Origin of the sequence: Salinicola socius (assembly GCF_001937195.1) — a bacterium.
Classification (GTDB): Bacteria; Pseudomonadota; Gammaproteobacteria; order Pseudomonadales; family Halomonadaceae; genus Salinicola; species Salinicola socius.
In genome coordinates this window covers 123,366-140,083 of sequence record NZ_MSDO01000003.1, presented here as the reverse complement: position 1 = coordinate 140,083, position 16,718 = coordinate 123,366, and the positions used below count along the sequence as shown (strand labels likewise).

Below are 16,718 nucleotides of genomic sequence, written 5' to 3'. Positions count from 1 at the left end.
CCGGTTACCGTGTTCCTGATTCACTAAAGACATTTCGCGACCCGTTCCTGGCGTGGCAAGATGCCGACACTTTTTACTGGGATGACTGACAATGCGGTTGGATCGATTTCTTAGCGAGGCCACGGAACTCACTCGTAGCCAGGCCAAACGCGCGCTGCGCCAGCTCGAGGTCAGCGTCGATGGCGAAGTGACGCGAGACGCCTCCTATCAGGTCTCCGATGACCAGGTGGTGCGATGGCAGGGCGACACGCTGGAGCGTGTCGGCTGGCGATATCTGATGATGCACAAGCCGGTAGGTGTCGAGTGTTCTCTGCGCCCGACACACCATCCCTCCGTGCTGAGCCTGATCGATATCCCGCAGATCGAACGGGTACATCCAGTAGGGCGGTTGGATCTCGACACGTCGGGGCTGCTGCTGATCAGCGACGATGGCAAGTGGACGCACCGGGTGACGTCACCGAACCGCGCCTGCGTTAAGCGCTACCGCGCGACGTTGGGTGAACCCCTGGAGGAAGGCGAAGCCGAGCGAATCGCACGGCAGTTCGACGAGGGCGTCGAGCTCAACGGCGACGAAAGACCGACCCGGCCTGCCACTTTCGAAGCCGTGAACGACACCGAAGTGCTGATCGGCGTGACCGAAGGTCGCTACCATCTGGTTCGGCGCATGCTGACGGCAGTGGGGCATACGGTCGAGGCATTGCATCGCGAGGCCATTGGTCCGCTGGAACTCGATCCGGATCTCGAGCCCGGCGAGTGCCGCTATCTGCGCCCGGAAGAGATCGCCGCGTTCTGAGCCGTAGAAGATAGGCGTCTGAAAGAAGTTGGGTGGGGAAAAATTTATACCGTTATCTTATGATATCGAACAAAGACACCTTCTTGATTGTCACGAGAGCGCAGAAGCCTCGATCAATGCTTGGGTATAAGGCGATCGAGGCGCTTCCAGCAGCGCTTCACACTCTCCCTGTTCGACGACCTTGCCATCTTTCAACACCAGCATCCGGTGCGCCATCGCTCGAACGACGGCCAGATCGTGACTGATGAACAGGTAGCTGAGGCCGTGCCTGGTCTGAACGTTGCGCAGCAGCTCGATCAACTGTTTCTGCACCGTGCGATCGAGTGCCGACGTGGGTTCGTCGAGCACCAGCAGTCTCGGCTTGAGAATCAGGGCGCGTGCGATGGCGATGCGCTGGCGCTGGCCACCGGAGAATTCATGCGGGTAGCGGCGGCCGCAATCCGGCGGCAGGTCGACGTCCCGGAGCGCTTCGGCAATACGCTCGGCCACGGCCGCTTCCTCGAGCTCGGGATGGTGGAAGCGCAGGCCCTCGCTGATGATATCGGCCACCGGCATTCGCGGTGACAGCGAACCGTAGGGATCCTGAAACACAATCTGGAAGCCGCGCCGCTGTCGTCTCAGCGCATCGCCGCTCAGTAAGTCGAGACGTTGGTCGGCGAAATGGATCTCGCCGCTGGCCGGCAGCAGCCGAATCAGCGCCGATGCCAGGGTGGTCTTGCCGGAGCCGGATTCACCCACCACGCCTAGCGTCTCTCCCTGACGCAGTTGCAACGACAGCGGTTCGACCGCGACGAAGGCGGGCGGCCGGGGGCGCAGGAAGGGCTTGGGCCGAGGGAAGGTGACGCTGAGCTGGTTTGCCTTCAGCAGTGGCTTGGCGTCATCTTGCAGCGGAACGGGCCGTCCGTCGGGTACGGCATCGATCAGCTGACGGGTATAGGTCGCCTGCGGCGAGTCGAAGACGGTCGGTGTGGGGCCGGACTCCACATGTTCGCCATGACGCATGACGACGACGCGGTCGGCATGACGACGCACCAGATTGAGATCGTGGCTGATCAGCAGCAGGCCCATGGCGTAGCGATCACGCAGATCGCCCAGAAGTGCCAGAATGTCCCGCTGAACCGTCACATCCAGCGCCGTGGTGGGTTCATCGGCGATCAGCAATTGTGGATCGTTGGCGATCGCCATCGCGATCATCACCCGCTGGCGCTGTCCGCCGGAGAGCTGATGGGGCCAGGACGACATCAGTTCATCGACTCTGGGCAGCTTGACCTGAGCCAGTAGCTCTCTAATGCGGCGTTTGGCGGCTTCGCCTCGGAGCCCTTGATGCAGACGCAGGGTTTCCCCCAACTGTTTGCCAACGCTGTGCAACGGGTTGAGCGACGTCATCGGCTCCTGGAAGATGAAGCCGATCTCACCGCCGCGTAGCGCGTTCCATTGGCGAGCCGAGAGCGTATCGAGATCACGCCCGTCGAAACGCCGCTCGCCCTGGATTTCGGTGCCTGCCGGCAGCAAGCCCAGCGCTCCCAACGCGCTGACCGACTTGCCCGACCCGGATTCCCCGACCATGGCCACCGTCTCTCCGCGATCGACATGCAGATCCAGTGAATTGACCGCCGTGTGGGCACCGAAGCGGATAGTCAGCTGACGCAGTTCGAACAGTCGCTTGTCGCTCATGGCAGGCTTTCCTGGCGCGGGCTATCGGATGGGCGCCCAGTTGGACTCCCGGCGCGCTTGATCTGAGTCGAAGTGGGAATGTGGCGCGGATCGAAAGCATCACGCAGACCTTCCCCGATGAATACCAGCAGCGACAACATCACGCTCAGGGTGAGGAACGCAGTCACCCCGAGCCACGGCGCCTGAAGATTGTTCTTGCCCTGGGCGACCAGCTCGCCCAATGACGGCGAACCCGGCGGCAGCCCGAACCCTAGAAAGTCCAGTGCGGTCAGGGTGGTGATCGCGCCGGTGAAGAGAAACGGGATGAACGTCAGCGTCGCGACCATCGCATTGGGCAGTACGTGCCGACGCATGATCAGGCGCGAGGGCAGGCCCATGGCGCGAGCGGCTCTGACATATTCCAGATTGCGGGCGCGCAGAAATTCCGCACGAACGATGTCCACCAGGCCCAGCCAGGAAAACAGCAGCATGATGCCCAGCAGCCACCAGATGTTGGGCTCGACCAGGCTGGCGAGAATGATCAGCAGGAACAGCACCGGCAATCCTGACCAGATCTCGATCAGACGTTGGCCGATCAGGTCGATCTTGCCGCCGAAATAACCCTGCACGCCGCCGATCACGACGCCCAGAAAAATCGAGCCGATGGTGAGCGCGAGGGCGAAGGCCACCGACAGTCGAAAACCGTAGAGGACGCGGGCAAACACGTCACGGCCCTGATCATCGGTTCCCAGCCAGTGGCGGCTGCCGGGCGGCGAGGGCACCGGGCCGCGCACGTCGCGATCGAGCGTCTGGTAGGAAAACGGCACCGGTGGCCACAGCATCCAGCCGTTGCTGGCGATCTGCTCGAAAACCACGGGATCGCGATAGTCCGTCGTCGTTGGCAGGAAACCGTCGAATTCGGTCTCGGGATAGTCCACCAGCAGCGGCACGTACCAGTGGCCGTCGTACTGCATCACGATCGGCTTGTCGTTGGCGACCAGCTCGGCACCCAGGCTGACGATGAACAGCAGGCCGAAGATCCACAGCGACCAGACGGCGCGACGATTGGCGCGGAAGACCTCGAGACGGCGCTGAGTGATTGGCGACAATCGCCTACGGTGGCTCGATGTCATCAGGACTCCCGGGTGCCGAAATCGATGCGAGGGTCGACCCAGACGTAGGTCAGATCCGAGACCAGCTTGAGTACCAACCCGATCAGCGTGTAGAGATAGAGCGTGCCGAAGATCAGTGGATAGTCGCGCTGCATCACGGCCTCGAATCCCAGCAGACCCAGGCCGTTGAGGGAGAAGATCACCTCGATCAGCAGCGAGCCGGTGAACAGGATGCCGATCAGCGCCGCCGGCATTCCGGCGATGATGATCAGCATGGCGTTGCGGAAGACGTGGCCGTACAGCACGCGGCGTTCCGAGGCGCCCTTGGCTCTTGCCGTCAGCACGTACTGCTTGTGGATTTCGTCGAGGAAACTGTTCTTGGTGAGCATGGTCAACGTGGCGAAACTGCCGATGGCCGAGGCGAGGACCGGCAGCGTGATATGCCAGAAATAGTCCTGGATCTTGCCGAGCAGCGACAGTTCGTTGAAGTTGGACGACGTCAGCCCGCGCAGCGGGAACCAGTTCCAGTAGCTGCCGCCGGCGAACACCACGATCAGCAGGATGGCGAACAGGAAGCCGGGAATCGCGTAGCCGATCACCACCGCGCCCGACGACCAGACGTCGAAAGCGCTGCCATGGCGTAGCGCCTTGCGAATGCCCAGCGGAATCGAAATGAGATAGACCAGCAGCGTGGTCCACAGCCCCAGCGAGATCGACACCGGCAGCCGATCCAGTACCAGATCGATGACCGGCTGGCCGCGGAACAGACTGTCGCCCAGATCGAACGTGGCGTAGTCCTTGAGCATCAGCCCGAAACGTTCCCAGGCTGGCCTGTCGAAGCCGTACTCCTCGGTCAGCGCCTGGCGCAGCTCTTCGTTGGCGCCGCTGAAACGCTGCGAGCTGCCGCCTGTGTTGCCACCGCTATTGCCGTCACCACCGCCACTTTCCAGACCGGTGCTGGCATTGCTGTTCAGCCCCTCGAAGCGGGCCATCATCTGATCGATCGGGCCGCCGGGTGCGGCCTGCACGATGATGAAGTTGAGCAGCAGGATGCCCAACAGGGTCGGGATCATCAGCAACAGACGGCGAACGATATAGCTGGCCATGATCGTCAATCACTCCTGGCCGCGCTGGCGCGCGGTGATCGCCCGGGCCCGATCGGCATCGACCCACCACACCGTGAAGTCGGGCGTATAGCTCGGGAATGGGCGAGGGTAGCCGAACTTGTCCCAGACGGCGACACGAGTTCCGTCGAAATTCCACTGCGGGACGACGTAGAAGCCCCAGCGCAGCACCCGATCGAGGGCTCGGGAGGCCGTGTCCAGCGTGCTCCGGCTGTCGGCCTGGATCAAGTCGTCGACCAGGGCGTCGACGACGGGATCGTTGACGCCCGCCAGGTTGCGGCTCTGCGGCACGTCGGCGTACTCGCTGGTCCAGAAGTCCCGCTGCTCGTTGCCAGGGTTGGCCGACTGAGGATAGCTGCCGACGATCATGTCGAACTGGAATCGGCGGAGGCGATCGAGGTACTGGTTGACGTCGACCACGCGAATCTTGCTCTGGATGCCGAGCCGCTCGAGATTGCGCGCGAACGGCTGGGTGATGCGTTCCCACTGACTGTCGTAGAGCAGGAATTCCAGGGTGAACGGCTGGCCGGTCTCGAGATTCACCAACGTCCCGTCCCGCACGTCGTAACCGGCCTCGCGCAGCAGATTCAGTGCCTCGCGCAGTCTCGGACGCAGGGCTTGCGGGTGCGGTATGGGAAGCTGCTGGTCGAATACGGCGGCCGGTAGTCGGTCGCGGTAGGGCGAGAGCAGCTTCAGCTCTTCTTTACCGGGCAGACCTTGCGCAGCCATCTCCGAGTTCTGGAAGAAACTCTCGGTACGTTGATAGGCGCCGTAGAACAGGTGCTGGTTGATCCAGTCGAAGTCGAATACCAGGCCGAGCGCGCGGCGAACCTTGGGATCCGACAGCTTGTCGCGACGGGTGTTGAACACGTAGCCCTGCATCCCCGCTGGCTGACCGTCGGGGACGATCACCTGCTGGATCGCTCCGTCGTCGACGGCCGGCGTGTCGTAGGCCGTGGCCCAGTTCTTGGCACTGCTTTCGACGCGCATGTCCAGCGCGCCGGCAAGGAATGCCTCCAATGCCACCGACTGATCGCGGAAGTAGTCGTAGACCAGCCGGTCGATGTTGTAGCGTCCGCGATTGAGCGGCAGATCTCGGCCCCAGTAATCATCGACCCGGCGATAGACGATGCGTCGGCCGGGATCGACCTCGGCGATTTCGTAGGGGCCGGAACCCATGAGCTTGTCGAGCGTCGGCTTGGTGAAGTCCCGGTTTCGCCAGTAGTGTTCCGGCAATACCGGCAATTGACCCAGGATCAGCGGGAGTTCCCGCGATTGATTGTTGGAGAACACGAACCGCACGGTGCGCTCGCCGAGAGCCGAGACCGATTCGACGCTGGCGTAATAGGCGCGATAGAAGGGCGATCCCTTGTCTCGCAGCAGGCGAAAGCTGAATACGACATCTTTTGCGGTGACCGGCGTGCCGTCGTGGAAACGCGCTTCCGGTCGGATATCGACTTCCATCCAGTGACGATCGGGATCGAGTCGGATGCCGCCAGCCAGCAGCCCGTACATGGTGAAAGGCTCATCGGCGCTGGCTTCCATCAGCGTATCGTAGATCTGGTTGAGACCGTCGGCGGGCGTCCCCTGGATGATGAACGGGTTGGTGGAGTCGAAGCTACCGTTGGCAGCGCGACGCAACGTACCGCCTTTGGGGGCGGCAGGATTGGCGTAGGGCAGATGATCGAAGTTGGCGGGGAGCGCCGGATCGTCATAGAGCGCGATGGCATGCACGGTCGCCACGCGGTCGACTTTCCTATCTCCCGCCTCCCCGGCATTGTGCTGCGGGGCGTTGGCAGAGGCAGACAGCGGGATGGCCAGCGCCAGCGTGGCAGCGGCCACGAGCCATCGGAATCCAGCCATCGTCGACATCCTTCTCTGGGTACGGGCGCCAGTGTGGACGCTGAAAAGTGTGGAACGCAGTAGCGGTAACCAGCACATCGGCCATCATCGCAGCACCGGGAATCTCCGCAATGGAACCCGTTTTACTGGCAATCGTCGCGACATCAAAGCGATATCTACTGCGCGTTCTGTGCCAGCGCCGTGGCCGGGACGGCCAGCGTTTGTCCGATGCGGATCTTGCTGCCGTGGATACCGTTTTCGCGACGGATCTCGCCGACGCTGGCGCCAAAGCGTGCGGCGATCGCCGACAGGGTATCCCCTTTTCGGACGACATAGCGATTGAGCACCGTGCGCTCGGTGGCGGGTAGCGTCGCCAGATTGGCGAGGAACCGCTGCTTCGCCGCCACCGGCACCAGGATGGTGGCATCGTCGCGAGGACGAGTCGACGCCCGTTTGAAGCCCGGATTCAGCTTGCGCAGCGTCTGCGGATCGACACCTGCGAGATTGGCCGCCAGCGATAGCGTCAGCGGGCCGTCGGTCGCGACCTGGGCAAACTGGGTCTTGTCGGGAATCGAGGGCAGCACCACGCCATACTGTTCCGGCTTTGCAATCACTTCCGATAGTGCCAGCAGACGCGGAATGTAGGCCATGGTCTCGGCAGGCAGGCGTAGATGCCAGTAATCGATCGGATCGCCGCGATTGGCTGCGGCGTTCCGGGCGGCGTTCACTGTGCCGGCGCCTGCGTTGTATGCGGCCAGCCCCAACAGCAGATCGCCGTCATACCAGCGATCGGCCTGCTGTCGGATATAGTCCATGGCGGCTTTAGTGGCGGCAACGACATCGTGGCGGCCGTCGTACCAGGCCGTGCGCGAGAGACCCATGGCATCGCCGGTGCCGGGCATGAATTGCCAGAGACCCGCCGCGCCTCCGGGGTTGGTGGCCGTCGGATCGTAGCCGCTCTCGATGAACGGCAGCAGCGCGATCTCGCTGGGCAGATGGTGAGATTCCAGCTGCAGAGTGACCCAGCGCAGCCAGGGTTTTGCCTGGGCCGCCACTCGCTCGACGTGTCGGGGATGCTCGCGATACCACTCCAGCCACTTGGCAACGCGTGGATTGTCCGTCTCGTGAGAGAGTCGCAGCCCTTGACGCAGACGAGTCCAGGCGTCGGGGGCGTGCCGCTCCTGGAGCGCCAGTGATGACCAGAACGTACGTTGTGGAGCGCTGCCCACGGCATCCGCCGCCGTGGCGGTCACGGGAAGGGCGGAAAGTAGAAGGCCGCCGGCAATGCCCACAAAGACATGGCAGCACTTCGATCGGGAATTCATGCGTCGTAAATCCTTGATGGCGCTGCCGGAGTGGCGTGCGGGCCGGCAGCGAGTCACGTCGTCTCTCGCCATGATGTTAGAAGCGATCTTTCCACGCACGTAGCGTGGTGAAAGCCTCCAGACTGTTATCGGCAGGTCCCTGCTGACGTAAAGTTGTCAGCAGACTGGGTTCGTCGATGCGCAGGAACGGATTGATCTGGCGCTCGCGTCCCAGCGTGGTCGGTAGCGTCGGCCGATCCAGATCGCGTGCCGTCTGGCATTCGGCGCGATAGGCATCGCGAGCGGCGTTGTCGGGCTCGGCCGCCGCGGCGAAGGCAAGGTTGGCCAGCGTATATTCGTGCGCGGCGAATACCAGCGTGTCGTCCGGCAGGGCGTCGAGTTTTGTCAGCGACTCGCGCATCTGCGCGGGAGTCCCTTCGAACAGCCGGCCACAGCCGCCAGAGAAGAGCGTGTCACCGGCGAACAGCAGTCCCGGTGTGCCGGGAGCGTAGAAGGCGATATGATCGAGGGTATGGCCGGGAACGGCATGGACTTCGAAGTGACGCCCCAGAACGCGACATTCATCGCCCTCGCCGACGTGATGGCGAATACCGGGAATGGCGTCATTGGCGGGGCCGTAGACCTCAGGGGAATAGCGTTCGATCAGTTCGCGCAGACCGCCCGTATGATCCTGATGGTGATGGGTGACGAGAATGGTATCGAGCGTCAGATCTTGCTGTTCCAGCCAGGCAATGACGGGCTTGGCGTCACCGGGATCGACGACAACAACGCGGTCCTGGTTGTCCTGTTGCAGCAGCCATATATAGTTGTCCTGGAACGCGGGAATCGGTTTCACCGTCAACATGTGGCATCCTTCTCCGGCAGGTTCGAACGTCAGGGTTCGGATGTCGGTCTGACCGATGTGGCGCGCGCGGGTTCCCGCAAGGGGCCGCCTTTTCGCCGCGGGTTCAGAATCGAACCACTGACCGTCAGAGTCGAACCACTGTAAAAAAGCGCTAACCTTGGGGAGTAAAGCCGTCCGTGTCAATCTCGCCACCCGATCCAACCCTGCAGGCAGCTGTCCGCGAGGGTCGCCAGTTCTGGGAGTCATCACCCGGAGTGGCGCTGTGGCGGGCGGAGCGTGCGTGCCTGGGCCCGCACTGCGAACAGCACCGCGGCATCCTGAGTCTGCAACTGGGCATGGCGCCGCTGATGAGCGATATGTGTCCGATCCGCCATGCGCTGGACTGGGCACCCTCCGAGGAGCTCGCTCGCACCCGCAACAGTCTGGTCTGTCTGCCTGACAGCCTTCCCCTCGCCGACGACAGCGTCGACCTGGTACTGCTGCATCATCTACTGGAAGCCGTGGATCGACCACACCATGTGCTGCAGGAAGCCGTTCGCGTGACACGCCCCGATGGCCGTCTGCTGGTGTTCGGTTGGCATCCTTTCGGACCGGCTGGCGTTCGCCGACGCGAACGACCGATGCCCTGGCGGCATCCGTGGCGAACGCCCGGTCGGCTGCGCGACTGGCTGGCGTTTGTCGACTTCGAGATCGAGCGGGTAGACTACTGCGGCTTCCGGCTGCCGGGCCGCGAGATGGGCAGCGATCGCCTGGAGACGCTGGGACGTCGCTACAACGTGCCGCTGGCCTCGGCCTACCTGCTGGTGGCGCGTCGACGCAGCATCCCCGTTCAGCCCATCAAGTTGCGCGATCCGGTTCTCGGTGGTAACAAGTCCGGCGCCTGGCTGGGACTGGCAAAGGAGACCGCGCCGGCCAGCCATCGCGGTCGGGACGAGTCGAATCGCAGACCGGTCAGCGCTGTCGGCCTAGTGGCGGTCGAAGACTCGGCAATCTCGGTCGATACGCTGAAAGGTGAGTCGCGGCCTGCGACAGAGCCGGACCACGGCGAACGTCGCTCCGTTGCGCGCGCCCGATCTCCTCGGTCGATTGCCTGAAGTTGATATCCGCCTGATGCCGTAAACCGGCCGGTATCAAGCGCGGTCTGACAATCAGTGTCCGCTGCAAACCCAGGTTCGCTGTGAAACCAATCCCGCTTGAAAGCTCAGGCCATTTACATCGAAGAGAGTTAACGTCTTGCCAGCTCCGAATTCCGAATCGTCGACGATGCCCGCCGTGACCATCTATACCGATGGCGGTTGCCGCGGCAACCCCGGCCCCGGCGGATGGGGCGCACTACTGGTCTCCGGCCGACATGAAAAGCCGTTGAAAGGCGGCGAGGTTGAAACCACCAACAACCGCATGGAACTGATGGCCGCGATTCAGGCGCTGCGCGCGCTGGATCGCGCCTGCCGGGTGTCGCTGTGGACCGACTCTCAGTACGTCCGCAAGGGCATCACCGAATGGATACATGGCTGGCAGAAGCGCGGCTGGAAGACGGCCGCCAAGCAGCCGGTCAAGAATGCGGAACTGTGGCGAGAGCTGCTTGCCGAAACCGAGCGCCACATCGTCGAGTGGCATTGGGTCAAGGGGCATAGCGGCCATGAGGGGAACGAGGCCGCCGATCGCCTGGTCAACGAGGCGATCGATGAAGTCATCGCCAAACGGCGGTCGTCGGCGCAGTGACTCGATCATCGAGGGCGAGCCCCGCCTCGTCAGCAACACAAACGACTGTCGCCAGGCACAAGCGAGGATAACGTATGCGCCAAATCGTCATGGATACGGAAACCACCGGTATCGACCCGCGAGAAGGCCATCGCATCATCGAGATCGGCGGTATTGAACTGGTCAATCGCCGCTTCACCGGGCGCACTTACCATCAGTACGTCAACCCGGAGCGGGACATCGAGGCGGAAGCCATCGGGATCCACGGTATCACCAACGAACGGGTTGCCAACGAGCCGGTTTTCGCCGAAATCGCCGATGGGCTCTGGGAGTTCATGCGCGGCGCGCAGCTAGTCATTCACAATGCCCCGTTCGATGTCGGCTTCTTCGATCACGAATTCAAGCTGCTGAAGGCAGCGCGGGGCGAGCCCGTGCTGGGACCGGTAGCCGAGCACTGCAGCGTACTGGATACGCTGAAAATGGCGCGGAAAATGCACCCGGGGCAGCGCAATAGCCTGGACGCGCTGTGCAAGCGCTACGACATCGATAATGGCCAGCGCGTGCTCCACGGGGCGCTGCTGGACTCGGAAATCCTGGCGGAAGTCTATCTCGCCATGACCGGCGGGCAGACCGCATTGTCGCTGGCCGGCAGTGATACTGGCGACAGCCGCGAATCGGGCGGAGCCAGCGGGTTGCGCCGGATCGAGCGAACCGGCCTGCCGCTGACGGTGCTCAAGCCCAGCGATGCCGAGTGGGAGGCCCATCAGCAGCGTCTCGAACAGATCAGACAGTCGGCAGGCCAATGCCATTGGGACACGCTGAAAACGCCGGGGACCCAGCACTGATGCTACAGCGCGAAATACCGCCGATGGACGTCGTCGGTGGCTGGTTGCTACGTATGAACGCAAGCGGCGTGGCGCCGGGGGAGACCGATGACATGCTCGTCTACCGGGAGCGGTGGCCCGGGCAAGCACTGCGCCTGGGGTATTGGCAGGGTGAGCCGGTCGCCGTCGTGGTCGAGGAGGATGGCGAAGAGTGGCCCGCCTTTCGCGACTGGTTGGCGCAGCTATCCGCCGCGCAAAGCGAACTGCTGGCGACGGCTCTCCAGGTAACGCACTGGCAACGGGACCATCGTTTTTGCGGACGCTGTGGCCACGCCGCGAAGCGGCTATCGCACGAGTTCGCCATGCATTGCGACAACTGCGGACTGCGAAACTATCCGCGCATTTCGCCATGTATCATCACCCTCGTGACCCATGGCCGGGATATGCTGCTGGCACGCAGCCCGCGATTTCCGCCGCAGCGCTACTCCACGCTGGCCGGATTCATCGAACCCGGAGAGGCCGTGGAGGCGGCGGTCCGGCGGGAAGTCATGGAGGAGGTCGGTGTCGACGTGGGGCGGGTCAGCTTCTTCAAGAGTCAGTCCTGGCCTTTCCCGCATTCGCTGATGATGGGCTTCTTCGCTGAAGCGGCTAGTCGGCGAATCCGCATCGATGGCGAGGAGATCGTCGATGCCGCGTGGTTCACACCGGAAAAAATGCCCCAACTACCCCCGGCCTACTCGATTTCGCGGCAATTGATCGAGACTCATCGTGGCGCGGTTGCGATCCGCTGAGCGTATGGGTCACGGAGAGGATCTGGAGAAGAGTTTGGGGAGCCGACTGGCAAGCCCGATATCTCCCTTGACCTTCACTTTACCTGTCAGCAGTGCCTGCATCGCGTTGAGCTCTTTCTTCACCAGGGCCATCAGCGTCGTGGTGTCGCTGGAAATGGTGACGCTGGGATCCGGGTGACGGCCCGGCTGGATGTCGAGCGAGCCATGATCGATAGTCATGTGATAGTCCTCGACATCGTCGAGATCGAATTGATAAATGGCCGAAACGTTCTCGGCGGCCTCGGCATCGAATCGGGCGCGGAGTTTGGCGATGAGTTGATCGTCATCCATGATGATGTCTCCCGTGACAGAAACGCCAAGCAAATCATTGCCGCTATCCCCATGCAAGGGGCAAAGGCGGGGGTTTTGGTTCATTCCGACGCGCGCAGAGCGCGACACACTCTCCCAGGTCCCGCGAATTCATCGAACCCGGGGTATGCCCGGACAGAACGAATGCCTTGAACAAGGAGCATGACGTGATCGAATGGTTGGCCGACTACGGTCTATTTCTCGCCAAGACGGCGACGCTGGTGATCGCCATCGGCGTGATTCTGATGCTGATCGCCCGTGGTCGGCACAAGGGGCAGGGCGGTGGCGGTGCCACGCTCAAGGTCGTCGAGCTGGATGAGCGGTTTCAACGCCGGCAGCGTCAACTGCGCCTCGCCGCAGTACCCAAGGCGGGCCGTCGTCGGTTCGCCAAGCAGTTGCGAAAATCCGCCAAACTGGCCACCAAGCGTGACGCGGAGCGCGACGCCGAGCGGGTCTGGGTACTCGATTTCGACGGCGACTTGAAGGCCTCCGGAACCCCGGCTCTGGCCGAGCTGATATCGCTGCTGCTGGAAGAGATTCAGCGTGGTGACGAAATCGTGCTGCGCCTGCAGTCAGGTGGCGGCCTGGTCCATAGCTATGGTTTCGCGGCCGCGCAGCTGGATCGCCTTCGCGATGCCGGCGCGCGTTTGACCGTTTGCGTCGACAAGGTTGCGGCAAGCGGCGGCTACATGATGGCGTGCTGTGCCAGTCATCTGATTGCCGCGCCGTTCGCGGTCATCGGTTCGATCGGCGTAGTGGCGCAGATACCCAATGTCCATCGCCTGCTCAAGAAGCATGATGTCGATGTCGAGCTGCTGACGGCGGGCCGTTACAAGCGCACCTTGACGGTGCTGGGAGAAAACAGCGAAGAGGGGCGGGCCAAGTTTCTCGAGGATCTGGAATCCACGCACGATCTCTTCAAGCGTTATGTGGCCGAACGGCGGCCCGCATTGGACGTCGACAAGGTCGCGACCGGCGAAATCTGGTACGGCAGCGAGGCGCTGGAGGCCGGGTTGATCGATGCCGTGGGCACCAGTGATGCCTATCTGCTGGAAAAACAGCGGCACCAGGCACGGGTGCTGAACGTATCGCTGGCGTCGCGTTCCGGCCTGATGGGCAAGTTGAGCAAGAGCATGGAGAGCGGCCTGGAAAGGAGTATCGATCGCCTGCTGCAGCGGGTCGAGGACCTTCGCTGGCAGCGCCGATAACCGCTTTCCGGGATCCGGCTCAGGCGATATCCAGCTCACCGAGCGTCTGGATCAGGCGCTCGGCCACGTTGCCATTCAGCGAGTAATAAATTACCTGGGAGCTACGGCGGGTCGCCACCAGCTGTTCCTGCCGAAGTACGGCAAGGTGCTGCGATAACGCTGACTGGCTCAGCGTCATCTCCCTATTGATCTGGGTAACCGAATGTTCACCCTGCATCAGCAGGCAGAGAATACGCAACCGGCTCTCGTTGGCGATGGCCTTGAGGGTGGCGGTAGCGGGACCGATCTGGTGGTCGCTAAGCGGGGTAACCGTTGTCATCATCGTAAAATTCCGCAGGCGCGTTGGGCAGATTGCCCGTACTGAACCCACTGTTCAGGGTATGCTGATATTAGCTTATTGTAACTTAGAGTTACAATACTTTTCCGATGTATCTTGAGCGTTGTACTGGCGATCCTGGGTCGGGATCCCTATAATTCGCGCCCGCTGCAGCGTGCTGCAAGCTATCCGTCATCCCAGAGGGTTCCCTAACCCCTCGGCCCGGCACCGCCGCTTCATTCGCACCGGCGCCCGGTAAGCTTCCGTTGACGGTCGTTCGTTACGCCAGAACGCCCGTGACCGAAAGCCCGGCAAACGAAAAAGGCTTCCCATGTTGAGACTCGATAACCACCAGCTCCGACTTGCGTTACTTTGGCTGGTCAGCTTTCACGTGATGGTGATCACCGCCAGCAACTATCTGGTTCAGTTGCCATTCACGCTGTGGGGGCTGCACACCACCTGGGGCGCTTTCAGTTTCCCGTTCATTTTCCTCGCTACCGATTTGACGGTTCGTCTGTTCGGCAAGTCATCGGCGAGACGAATCATTGCCGGCGTCATGGTGCCGGCTTTGCTGATTTCCTATGCGGTATCGGTGCTGTTCCAGCAGGGACGGTTTCAGGGTTTCGAGGCCCTGGCCCAGTGGAATCTGTTCGTCGGACGCATCGCGTTGGCCAGTTTCATGGCTTACGTGCTGGGGCAACTGCTCGACATCCATGTGTTCGACCGCATGCGTCGGCTTCGTGCCTGGTGGGTCGCGCCGACCTTATCCACGATCATCGGCAACCTGGCGGATACCTTCGCGTTCTTTGCCATCGCCTTCTGGCAGGGTCCCGATCCGTTCATGCGTGAACATTGGGTGGAGATCGCCTGGTTCGATTACGCCGTGAAGCTGTCGATCAGTCTGATCTTTTTCCTGCCACTGTACGGCGTGCTGCTGGCCTACCTCGGTCGGCGCCTGTTGACGCAACGAGACCAGGTCAATCTGCCGGGGGCGTCGCGCCAGCAGGGGTAACCCCCGGCGGCATTTTGTTATCCTGCAACTTGCAACGGCGGCTGCCAGGGTTGCCGAACCGGCTTTCAGGAGGGATGACGTGCAACTTTACTGTATCGATACGGGCGTGCCGGAGAACGGCGACGCGACGCTACCGCTGGTCATACTTCACGGACTGTTCGGTAGCGCCGACAACTGGCGTTCCCACATCAAGCAGTGGCAGGACGAGCGTCGGGTGATTGCCGTCGATCTGCGCAACCATGGCCGTTCGCCGCATGCCGACGGGATGCAATATGCTGCGATGGCGGCCGATGTCGTCGCGCTGCTGGACGAGCTCGAGGTCAAACGATTCGACCTGCTGGGCCACTCGATGGGCGGCAAGGTCGCGATGACCCTGGCCCGCTTGCATCCAGCGCGGGTGGCTCACCTGATCGTTGCCGACGTCGCGCCGGTTGCCTACGACCACGGCCACGATGACATATTTGCGGCAATGCGCCGGGTCGAGGCGGGAAGGCCGACATCGCGCCGCGACGCCGCAGCGCTGATGCAGGAAGAAGTCGATGACGCGGCCACGCGCCAGTTTCTGGCCACCAATCTGCTCCGCGGTGACGACGGGATCATGTACTGGCGAGTCGGTCTCGACGAAATCAGCGCGGGGTACGAGGCGATCATTGCTCCACCCGACGGCGATCGGCCATTCGAAGGCGCGACATTATTGATCCGGGGAGGCGCCTCGCACTATGTTCCGGATCGGTATCGCGAGTCTGTCGATGCGGTCCTGCCCAATGCCGAATGGCAGACGCTGGATGGCGCCGGGCACTGGCTGCACGCCGAACAGCCGGAAGCGTTTCGGGATGCGGTGAACCGCTTCCTCGCCGCATCCTGACAGCGCAGCAATCAGGTCAGGACGGGGGCGTTTCAATTCGGTCTCATATCAGGTCAATTTCGCCATCGATCGGAATCGGTTCGATGGCTGGGCTCGGCGTCGAGATAAAGCGGTTGAGAATGCGATAGGTATCGATATCGAAACCGCGCGTATCGGGCAGCGCATGCAGGTCGTCTAGCCGTTCGACGCTACCCAGGTAGTGCCAGTGATCGACGATATGCAGACCGATCTCGCCATGCTGGTTGCTTTCTCGAAAGGCGACGCGCCCCGGCCATGGCCAGTTTTCGATACGCAGTCTTTCCATCGCCTCACGCGCTCGCTGGGCGTGAGCCTCCAGGCTCTCAGCGCCACAGCAAGCGCCTCGGCAGCGCCCGATCTGGTAGCCGAAACAGCGACCGCTACCGGCCTCCAGTCCCAGAACCCGCAGGCAGAGCGATTCGTCCGTGGCGATATCACGCAACGTCATCTGGGCGTCGCGGCGATTGCGAAACAGCCCGAAGAACTGCGTCCGCGCCGTTACGATCCATTGGCCGTCGGTGAGTGTCGGTCGGTCGTCGCCGTCTGGCCAGTTCCAGCTCACCATCCGCACGCGCTTGCGCAACTGACGGTTGTAGAGCGGCATCCAGCGTTTGATCAGGTCCGCTTCCAGCAGCTGGGCGCCTAGATCGCCGCTGGTTCGCAGCCACGCGATGCGTCGGGTCTGCGCTACCATCTGAGCGTGTCGCCTGGAAACCGGCTGCTGGACATGACTGCGGACGCGGCTGCGAATATTGACGCTTTTGCCGACGTAAAGCGGCAGTTCGTTGTGACCGAAAAAGACATAGACGCCCGGGCGTGCGGGCAGCGCGCCCAGTGCATCGACGTTCGTGCTGGGCAGCGCCTGGATCGGATCCTGCTGCGGATCGTAGTGCAGCAGGTCGTATTGCAATACGTCGTAACATGATGATCTTGAAGTCATAT

The 16,718-nt window shown here is 62.4% G+C and carries 17 protein-coding genes; 8 read left to right on the top strand and 9 right to left on the bottom strand.

Annotated features, from left to right (window positions below; all coding sequences use genetic code 11):
• Nucleotides 1-91: 91 nt before the first annotated feature.
• Nucleotides 92-793, top strand: a complete 702-nt coding sequence (locus tag BTW07_RS03590) for a pseudouridine synthase (RefSeq protein ID WP_075568788.1) — start codon at nucleotides 92-94, stop codon at nucleotides 791-793.
• A gap of 90 nt (nucleotides 794-883) precedes the next feature.
• Here BTW07_RS03590 and BTW07_RS03585 read toward each other — a convergent pair whose 3' ends face one another.
• From BTW07_RS03585 to gloB, 6 genes are all read right to left on the bottom strand, one after another.
• A complete protein-coding gene (locus BTW07_RS03585; protein ID WP_075568787.1) occupies nucleotides 884-2,467 on the bottom strand; it encodes an ABC transporter ATP-binding protein in 1,584 nt (527 codons plus the stop codon).
• Complete coding sequence (locus BTW07_RS03580) at nucleotides 2,464-3,579, bottom strand: ABC transporter permease (RefSeq protein WP_075568786.1); 1,116 nt, start codon at nucleotides 3,577-3,579, stop codon at nucleotides 2,464-2,466. The genes BTW07_RS03585 and BTW07_RS03580 overlap by 4 nt, the downstream gene beginning before the upstream one ends.
• Complete coding sequence (locus BTW07_RS03575; protein WP_075568895.1) at nucleotides 3,579-4,664, bottom strand: microcin C ABC transporter permease YejB; 1,086 nt, start codon at nucleotides 4,662-4,664, stop codon at nucleotides 3,579-3,581. The genes BTW07_RS03580 and BTW07_RS03575 overlap by 1 nt, the downstream gene beginning before the upstream one ends.
• 9 nt (nucleotides 4,665-4,673) lie before the next feature.
• Nucleotides 4,674-6,545 carry an extracellular solute-binding protein gene (locus BTW07_RS03570; RefSeq protein ID WP_075568785.1) on the bottom strand — a complete coding sequence of 624 codons (1,872 nt, stop codon included), beginning with the start codon at nucleotides 6,543-6,545 and terminating at the stop codon, nucleotides 4,674-4,676.
• Between the two features lie 155 nt (nucleotides 6,546-6,700).
• Complete coding sequence (locus BTW07_RS03565; RefSeq protein ID WP_075568784.1) at nucleotides 6,701-7,849, bottom strand: transglycosylase SLT domain-containing protein; 1,149 nt, start codon at nucleotides 7,847-7,849, stop codon at nucleotides 6,701-6,703.
• A 76-nt stretch (nucleotides 7,850-7,925) separates the two neighbouring features.
• Nucleotides 7,926-8,693 carry a hydroxyacylglutathione hydrolase gene (gene gloB, locus BTW07_RS03560; protein ID WP_075568783.1) on the bottom strand — a complete coding sequence of 256 codons (768 nt, stop codon included), beginning with the start codon at nucleotides 8,691-8,693 and terminating at the stop codon, nucleotides 7,926-7,928.
• Between the two features lie 176 nt (nucleotides 8,694-8,869).
• Between gloB and BTW07_RS03555 the strand changes: the two genes are divergently transcribed.
• The 4 genes from BTW07_RS03555 to nudC all read left to right on the top strand — a co-directional run bounded on the left by BTW07_RS03555 (nucleotide 8,870) and on the right by nudC (nucleotide 12,009).
• A complete protein-coding gene (locus BTW07_RS03555) occupies nucleotides 8,870-9,787 on the top strand; it encodes a methyltransferase domain-containing protein (RefSeq protein WP_083941481.1) in 918 nt (305 codons plus the stop codon).
• A gap of 169 nt (nucleotides 9,788-9,956) precedes the next feature.
• Nucleotides 9,957-10,415 carry a ribonuclease HI gene (rnhA, locus tag BTW07_RS03550; protein ID WP_075568781.1) on the top strand — a complete coding sequence of 153 codons (459 nt, stop codon included), beginning with the start codon at nucleotides 9,957-9,959 and terminating at the stop codon, nucleotides 10,413-10,415.
• 74 nt (nucleotides 10,416-10,489) lie between these two features.
• A complete protein-coding gene (dnaQ, locus tag BTW07_RS03545) occupies nucleotides 10,490-11,239 on the top strand; it encodes a DNA polymerase III subunit epsilon (protein WP_075568780.1) in 750 nt (249 codons plus the stop codon).
• Nucleotides 11,239-12,009, top strand: coding sequence for an NAD(+) diphosphatase (gene nudC, locus BTW07_RS03540; protein ID WP_075568779.1), 771 nt, complete (start codon nucleotides 11,239-11,241; stop codon nucleotides 12,007-12,009). Before dnaQ ends, nudC begins: the two co-directional genes overlap by 1 nt.
• Before the next feature lie 9 nt (nucleotides 12,010-12,018).
• On the opposite strand, the gene BTW07_RS03535 is transcribed toward nudC, so the two are convergent.
• Nucleotides 12,019-12,339, bottom strand: coding sequence for an SCP2 sterol-binding domain-containing protein (locus tag BTW07_RS03535; RefSeq protein ID WP_075568778.1), 321 nt, complete (start codon nucleotides 12,337-12,339; stop codon nucleotides 12,019-12,021).
• Nucleotides 12,340-12,524: 185 nt separating this feature from the next.
• Here BTW07_RS03535 and sohB point away from each other — a divergent pair, with 185 nt between their 5' ends.
• Nucleotides 12,525-13,565, top strand: a complete 1,041-nt coding sequence (gene sohB, locus BTW07_RS03530; protein WP_075568777.1) for a protease SohB — start codon at nucleotides 12,525-12,527, stop codon at nucleotides 13,563-13,565.
• 19 nt (nucleotides 13,566-13,584) lie between these two features.
• Here the strand turns inward: sohB and BTW07_RS03525 are convergent, their stop codons facing one another.
• Entirely contained in the window at nucleotides 13,585-13,887 is a 303-nt protein-coding gene (locus BTW07_RS03525) for an ArsR/SmtB family transcription factor (protein ID WP_075568776.1), read from the bottom strand.
• A 325-nt stretch (nucleotides 13,888-14,212) separates the two neighbouring features.
• Here BTW07_RS03525 and BTW07_RS03520 point away from each other — a divergent pair, with 325 nt between their 5' ends.
• Nucleotides 14,213-14,893 (top strand): 7-cyano-7-deazaguanine/7-aminomethyl-7-deazaguanine transporter, encoded by a 681-nt coding sequence (locus tag BTW07_RS03520; RefSeq protein WP_075568775.1) that lies wholly within the window; start codon nucleotides 14,213-14,215, stop codon nucleotides 14,891-14,893.
• Between the two features lie 79 nt (nucleotides 14,894-14,972).
• Nucleotides 14,973-15,758, top strand: a complete 786-nt coding sequence (locus BTW07_RS03515; RefSeq protein ID WP_075568774.1) for an alpha/beta fold hydrolase — start codon at nucleotides 14,973-14,975, stop codon at nucleotides 15,756-15,758.
• 43 nt (nucleotides 15,759-15,801) lie between these two features.
• Here the strand turns inward: BTW07_RS03515 and BTW07_RS03510 are convergent, their stop codons facing one another.
• Entirely contained in the window at nucleotides 15,802-16,716 is a 915-nt protein-coding gene (locus tag BTW07_RS03510; protein ID WP_144076801.1) for a hypothetical protein, read from the bottom strand.
• Between the last annotated feature and the right edge of the window lie 2 nt (nucleotides 16,717-16,718).

Excerpts from the sequence above, each read along its gene's own strand:
- BTW07_RS03590 (WP_075568788.1), top strand. The coding sequence starts at position 92 with ATGCGGTTGGATCGATTTCTTAGCGAGGCCACGGAACTCACTCGTAGC.
- BTW07_RS03585 (WP_075568787.1), bottom strand. The coding sequence starts at position 2,467 with ATGAGCGACAAGCGACTGTTCGAACTGCGTCAGCTGACTATCCGCTTC.
- BTW07_RS03580 (WP_075568786.1), bottom strand. The coding sequence starts at position 3,579 with ATGACATCGAGCCACCGTAGGCGATTGTCGCCAATCACTCAGCGCCGT.
- BTW07_RS03575 (WP_075568895.1), bottom strand. The coding sequence starts at position 4,664 with ATGGCCAGCTATATCGTTCGCCGTCTGTTGCTGATGATCCCGACCCTG.
- BTW07_RS03570 (WP_075568785.1), bottom strand. The coding sequence starts at position 6,545 with ATGGCTGGATTCCGATGGCTCGTGGCCGCTGCCACGCTGGCGCTGGCC.
- BTW07_RS03565 (WP_075568784.1), bottom strand. The coding sequence starts at position 7,849 with ATGAATTCCCGATCGAAGTGCTGCCATGTCTTTGTGGGCATTGCCGGC.
- gloB (WP_075568783.1), bottom strand. The coding sequence starts at position 8,693 with ATGTTGACGGTGAAACCGATTCCCGCGTTCCAGGACAACTATATATGG.
- rnhA (WP_075568781.1), top strand. The coding sequence starts at position 9,957 with ATGCCCGCCGTGACCATCTATACCGATGGCGGTTGCCGCGGCAACCCC.
- dnaQ (WP_075568780.1), top strand. The coding sequence starts at position 10,490 with ATGCGCCAAATCGTCATGGATACGGAAACCACCGGTATCGACCCGCGA.
- nudC (WP_075568779.1), top strand. The coding sequence starts at position 11,239 with ATGCTACAGCGCGAAATACCGCCGATGGACGTCGTCGGTGGCTGGTTG.
- BTW07_RS03535 (WP_075568778.1), bottom strand. The coding sequence starts at position 12,339 with ATGGATGACGATCAACTCATCGCCAAACTCCGCGCCCGATTCGATGCC.
- BTW07_RS03525 (WP_075568776.1), bottom strand. The coding sequence starts at position 13,887 with ATGATGACAACGGTTACCCCGCTTAGCGACCACCAGATCGGTCCCGCT.
- BTW07_RS03520 (WP_075568775.1), top strand. The coding sequence starts at position 14,213 with ATGTTGAGACTCGATAACCACCAGCTCCGACTTGCGTTACTTTGGCTG.
- BTW07_RS03510 (WP_144076801.1), bottom strand. The coding sequence starts at position 16,716 with ATGACTTCAAGATCATCATGTTACGACGTATTGCAATACGACCTGCTG.